Source organism: Alkalibacterium putridalgicola (genome assembly GCF_900109825.1).
GTDB classification, from domain to species: domain Bacteria; phylum Bacillota; class Bacilli; order Lactobacillales; family Carnobacteriaceae_A; genus Alkalibacterium; species Alkalibacterium putridalgicola.
This window is the reverse complement of sequence record NZ_FOBL01000012.1, coordinates 37745-53656: the sequence shown is the minus strand read 5'-3', so window position 1 is coordinate 53656 and position 15912 is coordinate 37745. Positions and strand designations below refer to the sequence as shown.

Genomic DNA, 15912 nt, shown 5'->3' with positions numbered 1-15912 from the left:
TCTAATCCCTTAAGGTCCGTCCGGTCAGATGCAGAAAGACATCTTCCAGAGAGGGTGTCTGAACTGCCACGCCGATGATTTTAGTTTGTGAGCGTTTAGCCAGTTCGAAAACATCTCCAAGCAGGTCATCGCCTTTTGTGGCAATGACTTTATAGCCTTTCCCCTTCTGCGTCACTTTCTGAACGACGTCATGGGAAGCCAGCCGGTCAGCAAAGTCTTTGTAGAGCGTCTCGACCTCGATCCGGATCGTTTCATTGTTTGCCAAAATATTTTTAAGCTCCTGATTCGTGCCTGAAGCGATGATTTCACCGTGATCCATAATATAGATGCGGTCACACAACTTTTCCACTTCTTCCATATAATGACTGGTATAGAGGATCGTCATATCCTTTTCTCTGTTCAACCGGCGGATCATTTCAAGAATATAATTCCGTGACTGCGGATCGATCCCGACAGTCGGCTCATCCATGATCAGCACGCGCGGTTCATGCAGCAGGGTCACCCCGATATTGATGCGCCGCTTCATGCCCCCGGAATAAGTCTCGACCCGGTCCTTGCTTCTTTCTGTCAAACCGATCATATCCTGGACTTCTTTGATGGCTTTTCTAACCTTGCACCCTTTAACCCGTAAATACGCCCGAAAAACTTCATATTCTCATACGCCGTCAGTTCCTCATACAAAGCGATCTCCTGGGGTACCACACCTAATACACGTCTTAATTCCTGCGGTTTATCCAGGACATCGACCCCGTTATATCGGACCTCGCCGGAAGTCGGCGGAAGCAACGTCGACATCATGGAAATCGTCGTGGACTTCCCGGCACCATTCGGACCGAGCAGACCAACAGATTCCCCTTCTTCCAAATACAGGCTGACATTGGAGACCGCTTCATTGGACTTGAATTTTTTTGTCAATGCTTTCGTTTCCAGCATAAGTGACCCTTCTTTCCTGATCTATAGAGTAAGTATACAAAAAATCGAGACGGCTACCTACTGTTATTACTCCCTATTTTTCGGTTCGTCAAAGTGACCTAAGCCTTGGGCGCACAACGATTTACGATAAGGAGAATCCCTATGTTCAATGACGGATCGACTAGTTTTGTTTTTGGAAGAACTACCGTATGAACTTCGGAAAACAGAGCTATCTTTTAATATAAGTAAATATAACTTTTTATCACCAACTTTTAATGCAAATAGACTGTAATCATCATTTACTGAAACATGTGATATGATAAACTATTTCTATCGGTTAGTCGTCGCAGCCATTTGTAAGCGCTAACTTAATTTGAGATGTTCAATGAAGGAGTCCACGTTATGGTCCAGTTTCAAAAAGACGATGCGATCCATATTTATAAAGATTTAACTGCCTTTTATACAAATAGTCTTCTGCACGACGAATCTCCGCCATATGCCATACATAGTAACACGTATCAGTCCAAACGCACGCTGGAAATCAATACAGAGACACTGACCCGTTCACTGAACAAAGCTATCGAGCAGTCTCAGCTGCTTATTTCAAGGCATTCCTTTTATATTTATGATTTATCGTCTAATACAGAAAGTGAATACAATACCCTTGTTTTCCAGTTGTCGGGTGAAATATTGAAATCCAAAGAAACCACATCTCAGATCATGAAAAGGTATTTTGACTATCGGGAAGTCGACTATGCCTTTATCAAACATTTCGGCAAAACTTTAGGAATAACTCAGCGGTGTCCCTATGTCGTTGGAGAAACCATGTTTGCACCGGATAAAGGCACGGCTAAGAATCATTCCAGCTGGATCGCTTTTCATCATGTCCTTTACTATGAAGAACGTGCATCCAATCAGTTGACCTGCTTAAAAATCAGAGAGCTTCATGAACTGACTCTCCCCTTTTCAAGAAAGAAAGTGGATGATATGTTTATGAAAACATCCAGACTTTACCATACGACCAAAGCTCTATCGACAGATCTTCAGAACATGTTTTCTCCTTTTTATGAAGAAAACCGGTATGAGGATCTTAATATTGTAAAAAAAGAGCTGACCTCCCTGACTGCCGGTCAGACACCTCTTTCGCTGGTGAAAGTTTTTGACTATATGTCGTTACATAGAGCAAACGAGATACTGCAGACGGTTTTAGGCGAAGATAATCCCTATCTGGATGAGATAAAAGCACTGTTTCCTTATTCCATTATTTTTAAATAAATGAACCGGATCAAAGGATAAATGTTTTATTCCTTATTACTTCTTAACTAAAAGCTATCTCTGACGATAATAAGAGTAAGACATTATATTTGAAATCAGTTTCTATCTTCGATAGGATAAAATAGTGGTGGTTTTACCTGTCGCTTCAGCAAACGTTATTTTTCGTTATTTTTATTGAGAGGGGGATATGTCTTGAGCTTTTATGACCGATTAAAATACTTCGTTAAAAATCATTCCACTCAATCGATCGATTTTTTAGGCATGAATACGGTAAAAAGATCCAGTGATGTCTTATCTATTCAAAGCAAACATTATCTCCAGGCCAGCGAGTTGACTGCTGATCAGGAAACAATAGATAAAATAGTTAAAGTGATTATAAAAAAAGATAGAACGCATCGGTATTACATCGGAAAAAAAGATAACAATATAAAAGAAGGAAATAAGGAAATCTATAAGTATGAAAGTCTCTGTACGCATAACGTAACGATCACCCCGACTTCTGAAGGTAATTTTGACCTTTATTTAGAAGGAATCTCGCTGGGGCAGATACCGGAAAAGTTCAATCCGGATGTCAGACATTATCTGCAGACGACTATCTTAATGGCCTTTGCCTACGTTAAGGGTGGCCCCTATAAATATTACGATACAGAATCCCAGCGTGTTCAGGAAAAAAACGAACCGTTCGATTTAAGTATCTATATACAGTTCAGCTGAAATAAAGAACCTCTGCTTTCTCCTTATCGGATGAGAAAGCAGAGGTTCTTTTGTAACGTCTTTGACTAGATGACTTTAGCCCCAAGTGTTTCCTGAAAATGGCCAAGCGCCCACTCGTGACCCATCTGATTGAAACTGGCCACAGCATCTTTATGAACGACAATGGAGAAACCTTTATTATAAGCATCCACAGCGGTGTGCAGCACGCAAATATCTGTACAGACGCCGACAAGATGTACTTCAGTGATATCACGTTCTCTCAACTTCGTCTCCAGATCCGTGCCATGAAAAGCACTATAGCGCGTCTTGTCCGTATAGTAAACGGTTTTGGCCTCTTTTATTTCCTGATAATAGGCTTCCAGCTCGCCATAGAGATGGCGTCCTGCTGTTCCGTCAATATTGTGCGGCGGAAACAGGTCGGTTTCAGGGTGATACGGATCATTTTCCGTATGCTTGTCTATCGTAAAGGCCACAAACTCTCCTGCTTCAAAAAATTCTTTTGTCAAGGCAAGCACTTTATCATGAACAGCCTGTCCCGGCTCCCCGCAAGTCAGTGCTCCTTCTTCAGCAACGAAATCGTTGGTGTAGTCAATATTAATCAATGCTTTCTTCATGCATCTCTTCCTTTCCGGTTAGTGGTGATGTTTAAAAATGAGCTTTCGGCTTATGAGGTAGCTCGTTGAAGCAATGATAATCTCGACAATGATCTTTGCCCAGGTCGGATTCAAACTTATAAAACTGACCAGCACGAACAGACCGAGCATATTCAGCAATGATGCAGTGATCCTTACGGAAACGAACAAGCTAAATTCTCTGAATAGTTTCTTTCGAGATCGGGTTTTTGTTTTAAAAACGAAGCGTTTGTTTACGATATAGGAAAAGAGGATCGCTGTGATCACAGATACGGCGTTGGCTATCAGATACTGCCAGCCGACCCATTCATTCAACACATAAAAAACAGTGATAGCTATGACTGCCGTAGCCAGACCAAACAGGAAGTAATCGATAAACTGTTCAAACTTGATATACAGTTTTTTTATCATACATTCACATCCTTGAGGTCAGCTTTTCGAGCAAAATCTTAATCCTGCACTTAAATCCTTATCTTAAACGATCCGGCATCATACCCTGCATGAATCCCCAGACTCCATTTGTCAGAGCAAGAACATTCCGCTCTTCTTCTGCGACATTATATCTGATCATCTCTTCTTTATCAGCCATTACTTTTGATACCCAGTTCGGGTCTGACAAGAGGACACGTCCTAAGGCAACAAGCTCACTGTGTTTCAAGGCTGCTTCAGCATCTGCCCCTGTTCTGATATCTCCCACTGATATAAACGGAATTCGCCCATCGATCTGTTCGTTAAGGTAAGCGATCATTGGTTTGTCCTGATAGGTATCCAGCTCAGATACCTGGCTGTAGTTTCTTAGCGAGACATGCAGATAGTCGAGTGGTTTCTGACACAGCTGCTCGACAAGATACAGTGTTTCATTGAAACGGATACCTGGTGTTTCGATCTCCTCTGGTGAGAACCGGTAGCCGACGATAAAGGGTTCTGTGGCCGCCTCGTCAACACCTGCAGTAACGGCATCCACCAGCTTGTCGATGAAGGTGAACCGTTTTTCCATGCTGCCGCCCCACTGATCCGAGCGTCTGTTTGAATGAGGTGAAAAGAACTGCTGAATAAGATACGTATTCGCACCGTGCAGTTCGACACCATCGAACCCAGCTTTGACTGCTCGAACGGCTGCTTCTTTATAGTCTTTAATGATCTGATAGATTTCTTTTTCTTCCAATTCTCTCGGTACTTCTGAATTAGGACGGAGCGCTTTGACAGAACTAGGCGCAACCGGCTGCAGCCCTTTAAGAACAGACGATTGAGTGATACGGCCACCATGATAAAGCTGCAGAAAAGCTTTCGTGCCGTTGACTTTTATAGAAGACGCCAAATCACTCAGACCGGCGATATGCTTGTCGTCATAGACACCGAGCTCCCCTTCCCAGCCTTTTCCGTTCTCAGACACATTTGCCGCCGCAGTGATCACAGCACCGACTTCTTTACTCCGCATATGATAATACCGTTTTTCGTCTTCTGTGATCACACCATCGTAAAAACTCATTTTAGTCGTCATCGGTGCCATCACGAAGCGATTTTTCAAAGTCAGTCCATTTTTAAACGTAAAAGACTGAGCATATTTTTTATTAGTCATCATTTTCCTCCTTTTTCTCTTCAGTTCCATTGTACCGATTGGTTAAATGAAACACAATTTTTAAGCAAAAAAACAGCCAGATGGGGGTATCCATCTGGCTGAGGTAAGGGAACACATTAAGAATGAGCAGCACGCAACTGCGGGTACATATCTTTAACATTTTTCATTGGATCGATCACAATATAAAGCGTTTCGTTCATGACTGCAGAAGTCTGGTGCGCATTGTCATGACCATCAGTGTCGAGAGCTTTATAAGGGAAATAAATCGTGTCTTTTTCAACATCCATGCGTTTTTCGCCATTTTTGGTGTCACGATAGAGGATGTCCATTTTTTCGATATCCTGGAACTGTGTCACACGGGCAAACATACCGGCTTCCAGTCCGCCTTTATTGATATCATCGGAATTCACGTGATCTGCTTCTTTTAAAATTTCGATTTTCAGAGATTCGCAGGGATGGATTTCTTCAAATTCTCCATCGCCGATCCGACCGAAGCTCGTCGTTACCTGTTTGATCCATAAGTCACCGATTTGGTCGCGTTTAACTGTCCAAGTTTCGCCATTTCTAAATACAAAGCGTAAAGCGCACATAATTTTTTTCATTTTTTATCTCTCCTAATTTGTTCTATGTGAATAGTTTAACAAATAATATTAGAAAAATAAAGCTTTATTTACTGATGTTATCATATTTTTTTATAAATATTGTGTTTGTGTGAACATGCTGTTCATAAATAGTGATACGGTGCTTATTTTCTGAAAATAAGTTATCTAGATAGTCAGAAATTCATAGGATAATCTGAAGGAAAAGTAACTATTATCTCTTCAAGTGTTTCAGTTCCCGCTTCTAGTTCGGTAATTGATGCTTAAAGAGATATTGCGACTAGTTTTGCTCCTCTTGTCTTCAGAAAGGTGTTCCAATAGCCGGATTGCGACTGGTTTTGCTCCTCATGTCTCCAGAAAGTTGTTCCAATATACGGATTAGAACCAGTTTTGCTTCTCATGACTCCAGAAAGTTGTTCCAATAGCCGGATTAAGACTAGTTTTGCTCCTCCTCCCTCCAGAAAGTTGTTCTAATCACATTTATTGACCGTAGAGTACTATAAGGATAGAGGCTGGACACGCGTCCAGCCTCACCCTATTTAAAACAAACATTATCTTCCTGTGACCCAGCCGCCGTCCATCGTAACGGTGGATCCGTGCATGTAACTGGAATCGTCGGAAGCTAAAAAGACAGCCAGAGCGGCAACTTCTTCCGGTTTCCCAGCACGCTGAGCCGGGATGTCTTTCAACCGTTCATCTTCGATCCCTTCAGTCATCGGTGTATCAATAAAACCGGGAGCGATCAGATTGGCTTTGATCCCTTTTTCTCCAAAGTCATAAGCCAGCTGTTTGGTGAACCCTTCTATTGCATGCTTGGATGTGATGTAAGCGGATCCGCCAGGGCCAGCCACGTGTGTTGCCTGGGACCCGACATTGATGATCGTGCCGCTCCCTCTTTCTAGAAAGTGAGGAATGACAGCCCTGGAAGCGAGATATGGAGCCTTGACGTTTACCGCCATCAGTTTGTCGTATTCATCTTCTTCCACTTCTACTGCCGTCTTGTACTTGTCATGGATGCCGGCACCGTTATACAGGATATCGATATGATCATACGTTTCGATGCCTTTGTCAATTACCTGCTTCACTTCAGTGGCATCGGTAGCATCTGCTCTAACGAATATAGCTTCCATATTTTTCTCAGTGATCTCGTTAACGATACGATTCCCATCTTCCTCATCACGTCCAGTAACGACGACTTTTGCTCCTTCTTCAGCATAGGCTTTCGCAGTTGCTTCACCGATTCCGGATGTACCGCCAAAAACGACGGCTACTTTATCTTTCAACTTCATCCTATTGCTCCTTTCGATAATTTCTCTACATATATAGAGTACCTTGAAAGGACTGACTTTTTCAAAAAATAGAACTGAAAAGACCTCATCAGAAGAACTGACGAGGTCAATGGTTTAAATTTTTCCAACAATCACTTTGAGATGATCTTGCTTTTCGACGATGTCGCTGACAAAAGTCGTCGATACCCCGCTGATCAATGTCATAACTGAATTAAAAAGACAGTCGACCCAGGTTCACTCAGTTAAATAGGAAGAAAACCTATTCAGCGAAAAAGTTAAGTCCGTGATTTTAAGTGTGTCTTAAGAGTCCTGTTCCGATAATCGGTAAGACACAGGTTTCCCGCCCTTCTTGATCGTTTTATGTCTGTACATTTTTTTATCGACGATATCATAAAGCTGTTCAAAAGGAAGCCACTGACTGACTAGGGTCTGTCCGACAGATATGGACGGGCTGATCATATTACCATTTAATAGAATAGGTTTTTCGATATGCTGGATAACACGGTCTTTAATTGATTCTAGTGTTTGAACATCGATATCCTTTATAAGAATCATCATTTCATCTCCACCGATACGTCCGATCAGATCTTCTTTCTTCAAGCAATGTATGAGACGCTCAGCTGCAATAGTCAATACTTGATCTCCAATCAAATGACCATGTGTATCATTGATACTCTTAAAATCATTAAAATCGATCAGAAGCAGACCGTTATGTTTGGAGGAGCGCTTCAATACTTTTTTAGCTGAGATTTCAAAGGTTTTTTTATTCAACAGGCGAGTCAGTGCATCCATCCTAGACAATTCTCGTTTCTTATAATACTGAAGAACGAAAATAAAGACAAGAAAGAATATAATAAGGATAAAGAAGTAGAAAACAACGGTCTCTATACTATGAACCGAGCGATTATTATTCCATCCGGTTGAAGGAACGAGCGCGATCGTCCATTTATTTTCCGGTAAAAGAATAGAAGCTGTCACAGCATCTGCTTCAAAGACATCTGCATCTCCAAAAATCACAGGCTGAGCTCCTTTTGATTCTATTTCGATTGCGTAATTAAACGCATGTGATTCATCCGGTAATAAACTACTACTGATCAGGTCATCAAAATCGATCGTCACATTGGCAAAACCCCAGACCACTTCTGTACTGATTTTTTCAATAAAGACGGGCTTCCTGTTAAAAATCTTTGTCCCGCCTTGAAGCGCTTGGATCGGTCCCTGAGCGACAGCTTTTCTTTTATTTATTGCTTCTTCTAAAAAGCGTTTCCTGTCAGGGTCTTCCATTAGATTGAATCCAATAACTTCTTCATTGCCTTCAAGAGGATACACAAAATGGATAATACCATCTTTTGCTAGACTGACACTATCTACAAGAGGATTGCGTTCGACAATAAATGCACTATATTCACGGAGTTCACTTTCAGATATATCCGGGTTCTGGCTCACGAGCATTTCAAAAAAGTCAGCATAAAACAAACTGCTGTCCAGACGAGCTTGAATGTCATCGCGGATCAGATTCAAACGTTCACTTGTATTTATTCGCTGTTCTTCATACAACTGATTATTGTACTCAATATGTAAATCATTAACGGGAATATATAAAATAAGCGCTGCCATAAAGGCTATAAAAAAAGATATGACCCATTTTTTCACATTGCTCCCCCGATTCAAGTTGTTTATAGGTATAGTCATTATACACTATTTATCTAATAAATGTATATTAAAAAAGCATTTTTTCACAAATCAATACGAATTTGTACCAAAAGTTATGTGAGTTGTGAATATAATCGTTTAAAGCTACACTTAGTACAACCTTGACAACTTTAAGAAAAGAGCTGGACTCATGACTAAATATTCCATACATGATCAAGTGAAAAAATATAAACCCCTGGCTCTTTTCCTCTCGCCGGTGCTTCTTCCCTTTATCAACGGCACACTTTCCCTTGTCCGAAAAGCAGTTGATATGCCCAAAGGCGTTAATGTAAAAGAGATCCGGGTCTCAACGACTGAAGGTGACTTGATCACTCTAATAGTATACCTACCTGATAAAGTACGCTGTCCGTCTCCAGCGCTGCTTTATTATTATGGAAGTTCCTATTTCCTGACGCGTCCCCCACACATCAAGCGCCTGACAGCAGAATATGCTTTGAAAACGAATGCCATCGTGATAGATGTCGATTACCGGCTGTCCCCACAGCACCCTTTCCCAAAACCGTTTTTCGATGCAATGACAGCAAGTGAGTGGGTACTGGAACATACTGAGTATCTGGGGATCGATCCTAAAAGAATAGCCATCGGCGGCGACAGTTCAGGAGCCACTCTGGCCAGTAATGTCCTGCTCTATTACAGGGACCGGGACAAGTATCCTTTTTCTTATCAGTTCCATATCTATCCTGTTACCGATGTGCGAATGCGTGCTGAATCCCTCCATGCTTTTCCTTTCTGGAGTGTGAAACTCAACAAGATGATGTGGTCGCTTTATATAAGAGATGAAGTCACCCTGCCGAACAAGTATGCCTCGCCGATGGAGGCTGATTCCTTTGCCGGATTGCCCGACGCTTATGTGGAAGTCTGTGAGTATGATCCCCTGAGAGACGAAGGCCTGCTTTTTTCGAAAGCCCTGCAGAAAGACGGCGTTCCAGTGGAGACACACTGCGTTCGTCACGCCTTTCATTCATACGATCTAATAGCTTCGAGTGATTTGACGAAAACTATGCTTAAGACCCGTGTAGCTGCACTGAATCGTGTATTTTATGAATAGCACAGATAAGTTGGAGAGATTGGACATCACGTCCGATCTCTTTCATTTATATTAAAGACTTGTTTAAACGTTTCTGTCATATGTATAAAAGACCAAACAACATACATTAAGCGGTCACCTTTTGCTCAGATAGTCCTGATGTGAAGGGTACGCAATCTCACTTTGCGTGACGTTCAGCATCCCTTTTCTATCGCAAAGGGCACGCATTAAATTTTCTCAACCTTTCACCACTCCTGAAATCTACTCATTTCCTATCAAAAAGGTTTTTAAAACTGATCCTTCTTAATTTCTGTTTCTCATATTTATTCCCGCCGATTTAATTGCTAAATCCGTCATATAGTCGTAAAATTAGGTTAATATAAAGGTTCACAATTGGAGGAGATCAACATGTCTGTAAAAAGCTGGTTTATGAAAAGGAAGACGCAGTGGCTGGCAACCTTCTCGCGTTTTCCGCTCGCAACAAGTCTGCTTGTCCTTATCGTGCTGTTCACCATCATGACGATACACTCAGAAGGTGATTCGGATTATATGAATCAGGCCTTAAGTGCTGGCTTAGGGGTTCTGATGCTCGTTTCTATTCAGCTTTTTTCTGAAATCAAACCACTCAATAAACTCGTCACCTGGATAATCAAAGGAAGCAGCCTTATTCTACCGCTCTTATACTACTTTTATCTGCGTCAGGCACCGATGGGCTACAACCAGTCGGGTCAGATCCGGACAATGGTTCTCTACTTTACCTTAGCCGTTCTTTTAATAGCTGTACCGACGCTCCACCACAAGATTTCATTCAGTGACTCACTTATCCTGACCATTAAAGCCTTTTTCTCCAGTTTACTGATCTCCGTTATTCTCTTCATCGGTATCAGTGCCATCTTCAGTGCCTATACGACACTTATTTATGAACTGGATTATCGCTGGTTCGCGTATAGTGCAGCCATCGTTTTTCAGTTCATTGCGCCGGTTTATTTCCTGTCGCGGCTTCCACTTTTCAAAGAGACCGAACATACCGAAGCTCTCGATGAAGCAAAGAGTATCCCCTCTCTGCTTGAAATACTGATCGCCTATATTATTATCCCGGTCCTGCTTGTTTTCAGTGCCATACTCATTGCCTATATACTGACGAATATTTCCGGAGACTTCTGGCAGGACAACTTGATGGAACCGATGCTGATCAGTTATACGATCGTTGGTATCGTGACGCTGTTCCTCGCTGAAAATGTGGACAAGAAAATCGCTCGTCTATTCAGCCGTTTCTATCCTTATCTGCTTCTGGTCATAGCAATTTTCCAGACCGTTTCATCCAGTCTGAAAACGGCCGACTTCGGTCTGACGCACGGCCGCTATTTCGTTTTACTGTTTGGGATTTTCTCCATAGTCAGTGTGCTTATTTACAGCTTCCTGACTTCTAAAAAGTTCTTTATCCCCTTTTTTCTCATCTGCTTAGGTGTTCTATCCATTCTGCCGGTGATCGATGCTGTATCGATCGGGGTAAGGAATCAGGTCAACACAATCAATGATTTGGTCGCTCCTTATATTGAGGACGACAGTGTCGCAACGCCTTTGGACAGTGAACTGACCAATGAAGAAAAGGCTCGTTTCAGTTACAGTATGAATTACTTGAACCAGCAGGAACAGCTCGACCGTCTGGACTGGCTGCCTGAAGACTTCAGTTATTATCAAGATTTTGAGACTGTCTTCGGCTTTGATTCCAGCTATCATTACTACTATGCTGACGACCGCGACATATCTGGTCCATCCGGTCCGCGCTATGCCTTCATTTCGCTGGATACGACGGAGCCGATTGTCTTTTCAACTGAAGGTATCGACGAAGTGGTAGAAGTCGCCACTTTTCAGGTGAGTGACCGTGATATCCAGCTGAATCAGGAGCCTTACCGGATAGAAATGAACACAGAAAATGAAAATCTGACCATTGCTCTATTGGAAAATGATACAGTGCTGCTGGAACAGGACCTGTCTGAGCTGAGCGATACTGCCTGGGAGCAAAGCGGCACGAATCCGGAACGGCCTCTTTCAGAGATGCAGCTGACCACAGAGGATGAAAATTACCGTCTGACGATCATCGTTAAACGCCTTGAGATCCAGGAAAATGAATTTATGGATGGCGAATTTATCCTCCTGATCAGTTATGACTAATTTTATAAACAAAAAGTAAGCATTTTCATAAGATTTGCGTTATAATTATTAAGGATTAAAATTTAGGAGGAATAATTTATATGAAGAAAGACACATTTACATTTCACAACGGCGTTAAGATTCCAAGCATCGGATTCGGCACATGGCAGATCCCGAATGAAGAAGCTTACGATTCAGTGACTATGGCTTTAAAAAACGGCTATACGCATATTGATACAGCTCTAGCTTATAAGAATGAAGAAAATGTGGGTAAAGCGATTCGTGAATTCGCTACGCCTAGAGAAGACATTTTCATTACAAGCAAGCTCCCCGCTGAAATCAAAGGGTACGACGAAACACTTGAAGCCTTCAATGAAACGATCACCAATTTAGGCGTCGACTATCTTGACCTTTATCTTATCCATGCCCCATGGCCTTGGAGCGATCAGGGTAAAGACTGTACCGAAGGAAATGTTCAGTCCTGGAAAGCAATGGAGAAATTATACAACGACGGCAAGATCAAAGCGATCGGTGTATCAAACTTCCAGATCGAACACCTGCAGCCGATTTTAGATGAATGTGATATTGTCCCGATGGCCAATCAGATTCCATTCTATGTTGGTAAAGATCAGGAAGAACTGCTGTCATTCTGTAAAGACCATGACATAGTAGTCGAAGCTTATTCTCCACTGGCGACAGGTCAGGTCCTGGATATGCCTGAACTGAAAGAGATGGCTGAGAAATACGATGTAACAGTTGCACAATTGTCAATCCGTTACTGTCTGGAAAAAGATACGCTTCCTCTTCCAAAATCAACACACGAAAGCCGTATCATCGAAAACAAACAGCTGGATTTTGAAATTTCTGATGAAGATATCAAAACACTTGAACAGATCAGAGATGTCCGCGACTAAGTATTAAGTCATAGAAACCAATAAAACCCGTTAACTGACTGAGTATTTCTCAGCGTTAACGGGTTTTTCCATTTCATCTAACGACTTGAATGGATTATCGGTTTATATCAAACGGCTTTTGCAGAATATTTAACACACGATATTACTCATCCATCCTGCCTGTCAATATCCATGCGGTGTCTCCTTCTCCCCTATCGTCTTTGACCCTTACATCGGATATTCAATTAAAAAGTTTAGAAACATATCATTAGGGAAACTGTATATATTTTTATATAATAGGTAAAAGGAAGCGTCTATTGCTTTATGTTGACTAAAAGACCCCTGCACCATCGCCTTCATGTGATTTCTGTAAGGGGTCTGCTATTTTTTAGTATATATTCAGCTGTTCATCGTATCGACGAATCGTTTGGTGATCACCTGTGGACGGGTGATGGCACTGCCGACAACGACAGAATAGACACCATGATCCAAACAAGCTTTTGCTTTTTCGGGTGTATCCACGTTTCCTTCAGCAATGACCGGTATCGACACTTTTTCAAGATATTCTTTCAGCATTGCGTAATCATTTTCAAAAATAGACTGACCTTTGGTATAACTTGTATACCCGACAAGCGTTGTAGATACCACATCACAGCCCAGTCGCTCAGCTTCCACACCTTCCTCCACTGTCGACGTATCCGCCATGATCAGGACATCTTCATATTTCTCACGAATAGCACGAATAAATTCTTCCAGCGTCTCACCTTCAGGCCTTTCCTGCTTAGTCGCATCCACGGCGATCATGTCACACCCCGCATCCATCAGTTCATCCACTTCTTTCATTGTAACCGTAATGTATACCTTGACATCCGGATAATGGCGTTTCACCAGACCAATGATTGGTAGAGAGGTCTGTTTCTTGATTTCAGAAATGTCTTCCTTCGAATTTGCACGTATCCCCACAGCGCCCCCTTCCGTTGCCGCTTTAGCCATACGTCCCATGATGAATGAACTATGTAACGGTTCATCCGACAACGCCTGACATGAAACAATCAATCCATCTTTAACTTTTCTTAACATATTAGCCCCTCCAAGTGCTTGATTTTTACTTTTAATAAGTATAACATAACAAATATATGTCATGTTATTTAATTAATATGTCAAATGTATACTTATCATGTAATGGTACATTGTTCTATTCGCTGATGTGGTATACTCAAAAAAGTGAGTCAACTATAAAAGAAAGTTTGGTGCGTTATGAAAAAATATGAAGAAATATATACCGACATTAAAGGTAAAATTATTAATGGGGATTACACTGCCACTGAACAGCTTCCTTATGAAAAGGACTTATGCGAAGCTTACAACACGAGCAAGATGACAGTCAAGCGCGCATTGGATCTACTGGTTGACGAGGGATTGATCATCAAACGCCGCGGGTCGGGAACGTTTGTTAAAGACTTGAGTCAAAAAGAAATCAAGCGCATCACTCAATCCAATCAGCTCAGCGGATTCACTGCTTATCACCGCAAGAGCGGCCGTAAAGTCACAAATAAGATCCTGGCCTTTGAAGTCATACAGGCTGACGACATCGTGCAGGACAAGCTGAATCTGAAACCAGGAAGCTTCGTTTACAACATTCACCGTGTACGGTATGTGGACGGCAAACCTATTTTGATAGAAAAAACAGCAATGCCTATCGAACGCGTCCCGGGATTAGAAAGAACCCATTTAGAGACCTCTATCTATCATTATATCAAAGATGAGCTCGGATTAAAGATACAAAGTGCACATCGTCGTGTTACGGTGAAGAAAGCCGACGAAGAAGAGGCGCTTCATCTGGAAATCAATAAAGATGATCCGATCGGTGTCACAGAACAAATCACCTATCTGGATACGGGTGATACAATAGAATACGGTGTCACGAAGCACCGTGCTGATTCTTTCGCCTCAGAGAATATCGTAAGTAATTAATTGAAGATAAATTGAGTGTGCGTCTTCCTTCTATAGCATGGGAAGATGCGCACTCATTTTTATTTTTCATGAGACTTGAAGATCAGTAATTTCTGGATACGGTAACTGATCATAAAGAGGATGGCATCAACAAATACTTTAAGTATCACTTCTTTTATCCCAGTCAGCTGGAACAGCCAGTAGACACTCACCCCTGAAATAAGCGCCTGGACAGCAACAAGTCCATAATAACTAAAAAGTGTCTGATTCCACCGTTTCTTGCTTTCAAAGACCCACTTGTGGCTAATCGAAAAATTAAAGAAACTGGACACTGCCCGTGCCAGTATAGTCGCTATAATGATTTCTCGACCCACTGTCATAAAGCCCAGTATAAACAGAAAAAGTTGAAAGAAAGAAATATCGATCAAAAACGAAGTGAAAGATACACTCATGAACTTAAAAAAATTCTTGAACAGCAGCACATATATTTCAATTGAATCTTTCACTGGATTAAAATGGCTTTCCTCGTTATCTTCGATATAAACGGTAGCGATCGGGACTTCTTTCAACCTAAGTCCTTTATGAACGGCAACGATCAGCATATTGGTCTCATAACTGTACCGCTCTCCCTCGATCGCGGCAAAGTCCGGCAATACATCTGTCGATATCCCTCGGAGGCCAGTCTGGGTGTCGTTCAGTCCTTTACCATATAAAAGTCTGAACAGATGTCTGGTGATGGTATTCCCCATCCGACTCGTCCATGGCACATTCTCTTCCTGAAAATGTCTGACTCCAAGTAGAAGGCTGGAAGATTTTTCCTCTAATTCACTGCAAAGTTTAAGTACATCACTTACTTTATGCTGCCCGTCACCATCGACCGTGATGACACCATGCTGTGTCGCTAAATCGGAATCATTTAATATGTAATTGAAGGCATTCTTAAGTGCCCGGCCTTTGCCCATGTTGACGGCATGAGTCAGCACGGTCACTTCCGGCAGTTCATCAAGCTTTTCAAAGATCTGGGTCTTTTCATTGGAACTGCCGTCATTGACAATGATGATAGACTTGAAATCTTCACTGATGAGCTGTTTCACATATGGCGTGAACGCGTCGTTTGGATCTAATACAGGAATAACGATAATACAATTTTTCATAGACATTCCTCACTGAGT

General features: G+C 41.9%; 16 protein-coding genes. 6 read left to right on the top strand and 10 right to left on the bottom strand.

The features are described 5' to 3' along the window. Position 1: 1 nt before the first annotated feature. Both BMX84_RS12785 and BMX84_RS12695 read right to left on the bottom strand, forming a co-directional pair. Entirely contained in the window at positions 2 to 580 is a 579-nt protein-coding gene (locus BMX84_RS12785) for an ATP-binding protein DrrA1-3 family domain-containing protein (RefSeq protein ID WP_281282305.1), read from the bottom strand. Then, complete coding sequence (locus tag BMX84_RS12695; RefSeq protein WP_281282304.1) at positions 577 to 933, bottom strand: ATP-binding cassette domain-containing protein; 357 nt, start codon at positions 931 to 933, stop codon at positions 577 to 579. Before BMX84_RS12695 ends, BMX84_RS12785 begins: the two co-directional genes overlap by 4 nt. A gap of 381 nt (positions 934 to 1314) precedes the next feature. On the opposite strand from BMX84_RS12695, the gene BMX84_RS05510 reads away from it, so the two are divergent. After that, a complete protein-coding gene (locus tag BMX84_RS05510; RefSeq protein WP_177165476.1) occupies positions 1315 to 2187 on the top strand; it encodes a competence protein ComK in 873 nt (290 codons plus the stop codon). Positions 2188 to 2379: 192 nt separating this feature from the next. After that, positions 2380 to 2901, top strand: coding sequence for a hypothetical protein (locus BMX84_RS05505; protein WP_091487900.1), 522 nt, complete (start codon positions 2380 to 2382; stop codon positions 2899 to 2901). Positions 2902 to 2966: 65 nt separating this feature from the next. On the opposite strand, the gene BMX84_RS05500 is transcribed toward BMX84_RS05505, so the two are convergent. The 6 genes from BMX84_RS05500 to BMX84_RS05475 all read right to left on the bottom strand — a co-directional run bounded on the left by BMX84_RS05500 (position 2967) and on the right by BMX84_RS05475 (position 8653). Continuing rightward, positions 2967 to 3515 (bottom strand): cysteine hydrolase family protein, encoded by a 549-nt coding sequence (locus tag BMX84_RS05500; protein ID WP_091487899.1) that lies wholly within the window; start codon positions 3513 to 3515, stop codon positions 2967 to 2969. 18 nt (positions 3516 to 3533) lie between these two features. Beyond that, the gene (locus BMX84_RS05495) at positions 3534 to 3944 is read right to left on the bottom strand and encodes a GtrA family protein (RefSeq protein WP_091487897.1); all 411 of its coding nucleotides are present in this window, start codon (positions 3942 to 3944) and stop codon (positions 3534 to 3536) included. A 58-nt stretch (positions 3945 to 4002) separates the two neighbouring features. Further along, complete coding sequence (locus BMX84_RS05490) at positions 4003 to 5112, bottom strand: NADH-dependent flavin oxidoreductase (RefSeq protein WP_091487896.1); 1110 nt, start codon at positions 5110 to 5112, stop codon at positions 4003 to 4005. Between the two features lie 116 nt (positions 5113 to 5228). Next, the gene (locus tag BMX84_RS05485; protein ID WP_091487894.1) at positions 5229 to 5714 is read right to left on the bottom strand and encodes a hypothetical protein; all 486 of its coding nucleotides are present in this window, start codon (positions 5712 to 5714) and stop codon (positions 5229 to 5231) included. 548 nt (positions 5715 to 6262) lie between these two features. Then, complete coding sequence (locus BMX84_RS05480) at positions 6263 to 7000, bottom strand: SDR family NAD(P)-dependent oxidoreductase (RefSeq protein WP_091487893.1); 738 nt, start codon at positions 6998 to 7000, stop codon at positions 6263 to 6265. A gap of 300 nt (positions 7001 to 7300) precedes the next feature. After that, entirely contained in the window at positions 7301 to 8653 is a 1353-nt protein-coding gene (locus BMX84_RS05475) for a diguanylate cyclase domain-containing protein (protein ID WP_177165475.1), read from the bottom strand. A 190-nt stretch (positions 8654 to 8843) separates the two neighbouring features. Between BMX84_RS05475 and BMX84_RS05470 the strand changes: the two genes are divergently transcribed. From BMX84_RS05470 to BMX84_RS05460, 3 genes are all read left to right on the top strand, one after another. Continuing rightward, positions 8844 to 9761: an alpha/beta hydrolase gene (locus BMX84_RS05470; protein WP_091487890.1), complete on the top strand. Its 918-nt coding sequence runs from the start codon at positions 8844 to 8846 to the stop codon at positions 9759 to 9761. A 387-nt stretch (positions 9762 to 10148) separates the two neighbouring features. Next, the gene (locus tag BMX84_RS05465) at positions 10149 to 11915 is read left to right on the top strand and encodes a DUF4153 domain-containing protein (protein ID WP_091487888.1); all 1767 of its coding nucleotides are present in this window, start codon (positions 10149 to 10151) and stop codon (positions 11913 to 11915) included. A gap of 80 nt (positions 11916 to 11995) precedes the next feature. Next, on the top strand, positions 11996 to 12808 hold the full coding sequence (locus tag BMX84_RS05460) for an aldo/keto reductase (RefSeq protein ID WP_091487886.1): 813 nt from the start codon (positions 11996 to 11998) through the stop codon (positions 12806 to 12808). A 378-nt stretch (positions 12809 to 13186) separates the two neighbouring features. Here the strand turns inward: BMX84_RS05460 and BMX84_RS05455 are convergent, their stop codons facing one another. Beyond that, entirely contained in the window at positions 13187 to 13867 is a 681-nt protein-coding gene (locus BMX84_RS05455) for an N-acetylmannosamine-6-phosphate 2-epimerase (RefSeq protein WP_091487884.1), read from the bottom strand. 177 nt (positions 13868 to 14044) lie between these two features. On the opposite strand from BMX84_RS05455, the gene BMX84_RS05450 reads away from it, so the two are divergent. Continuing rightward, a complete protein-coding gene (locus BMX84_RS05450) occupies positions 14045 to 14761 on the top strand; it encodes a GntR family transcriptional regulator (RefSeq protein ID WP_091487883.1) in 717 nt (238 codons plus the stop codon). A gap of 59 nt (positions 14762 to 14820) precedes the next feature. On the opposite strand, the gene BMX84_RS05445 is transcribed toward BMX84_RS05450, so the two are convergent. Then, positions 14821 to 15894, bottom strand: coding sequence for a bifunctional glycosyltransferase family 2/GtrA family protein (locus BMX84_RS05445; RefSeq protein ID WP_177165474.1), 1074 nt, complete (start codon positions 15892 to 15894; stop codon positions 14821 to 14823). Between the last annotated feature and the right edge of the window lie 18 nt (positions 15895 to 15912).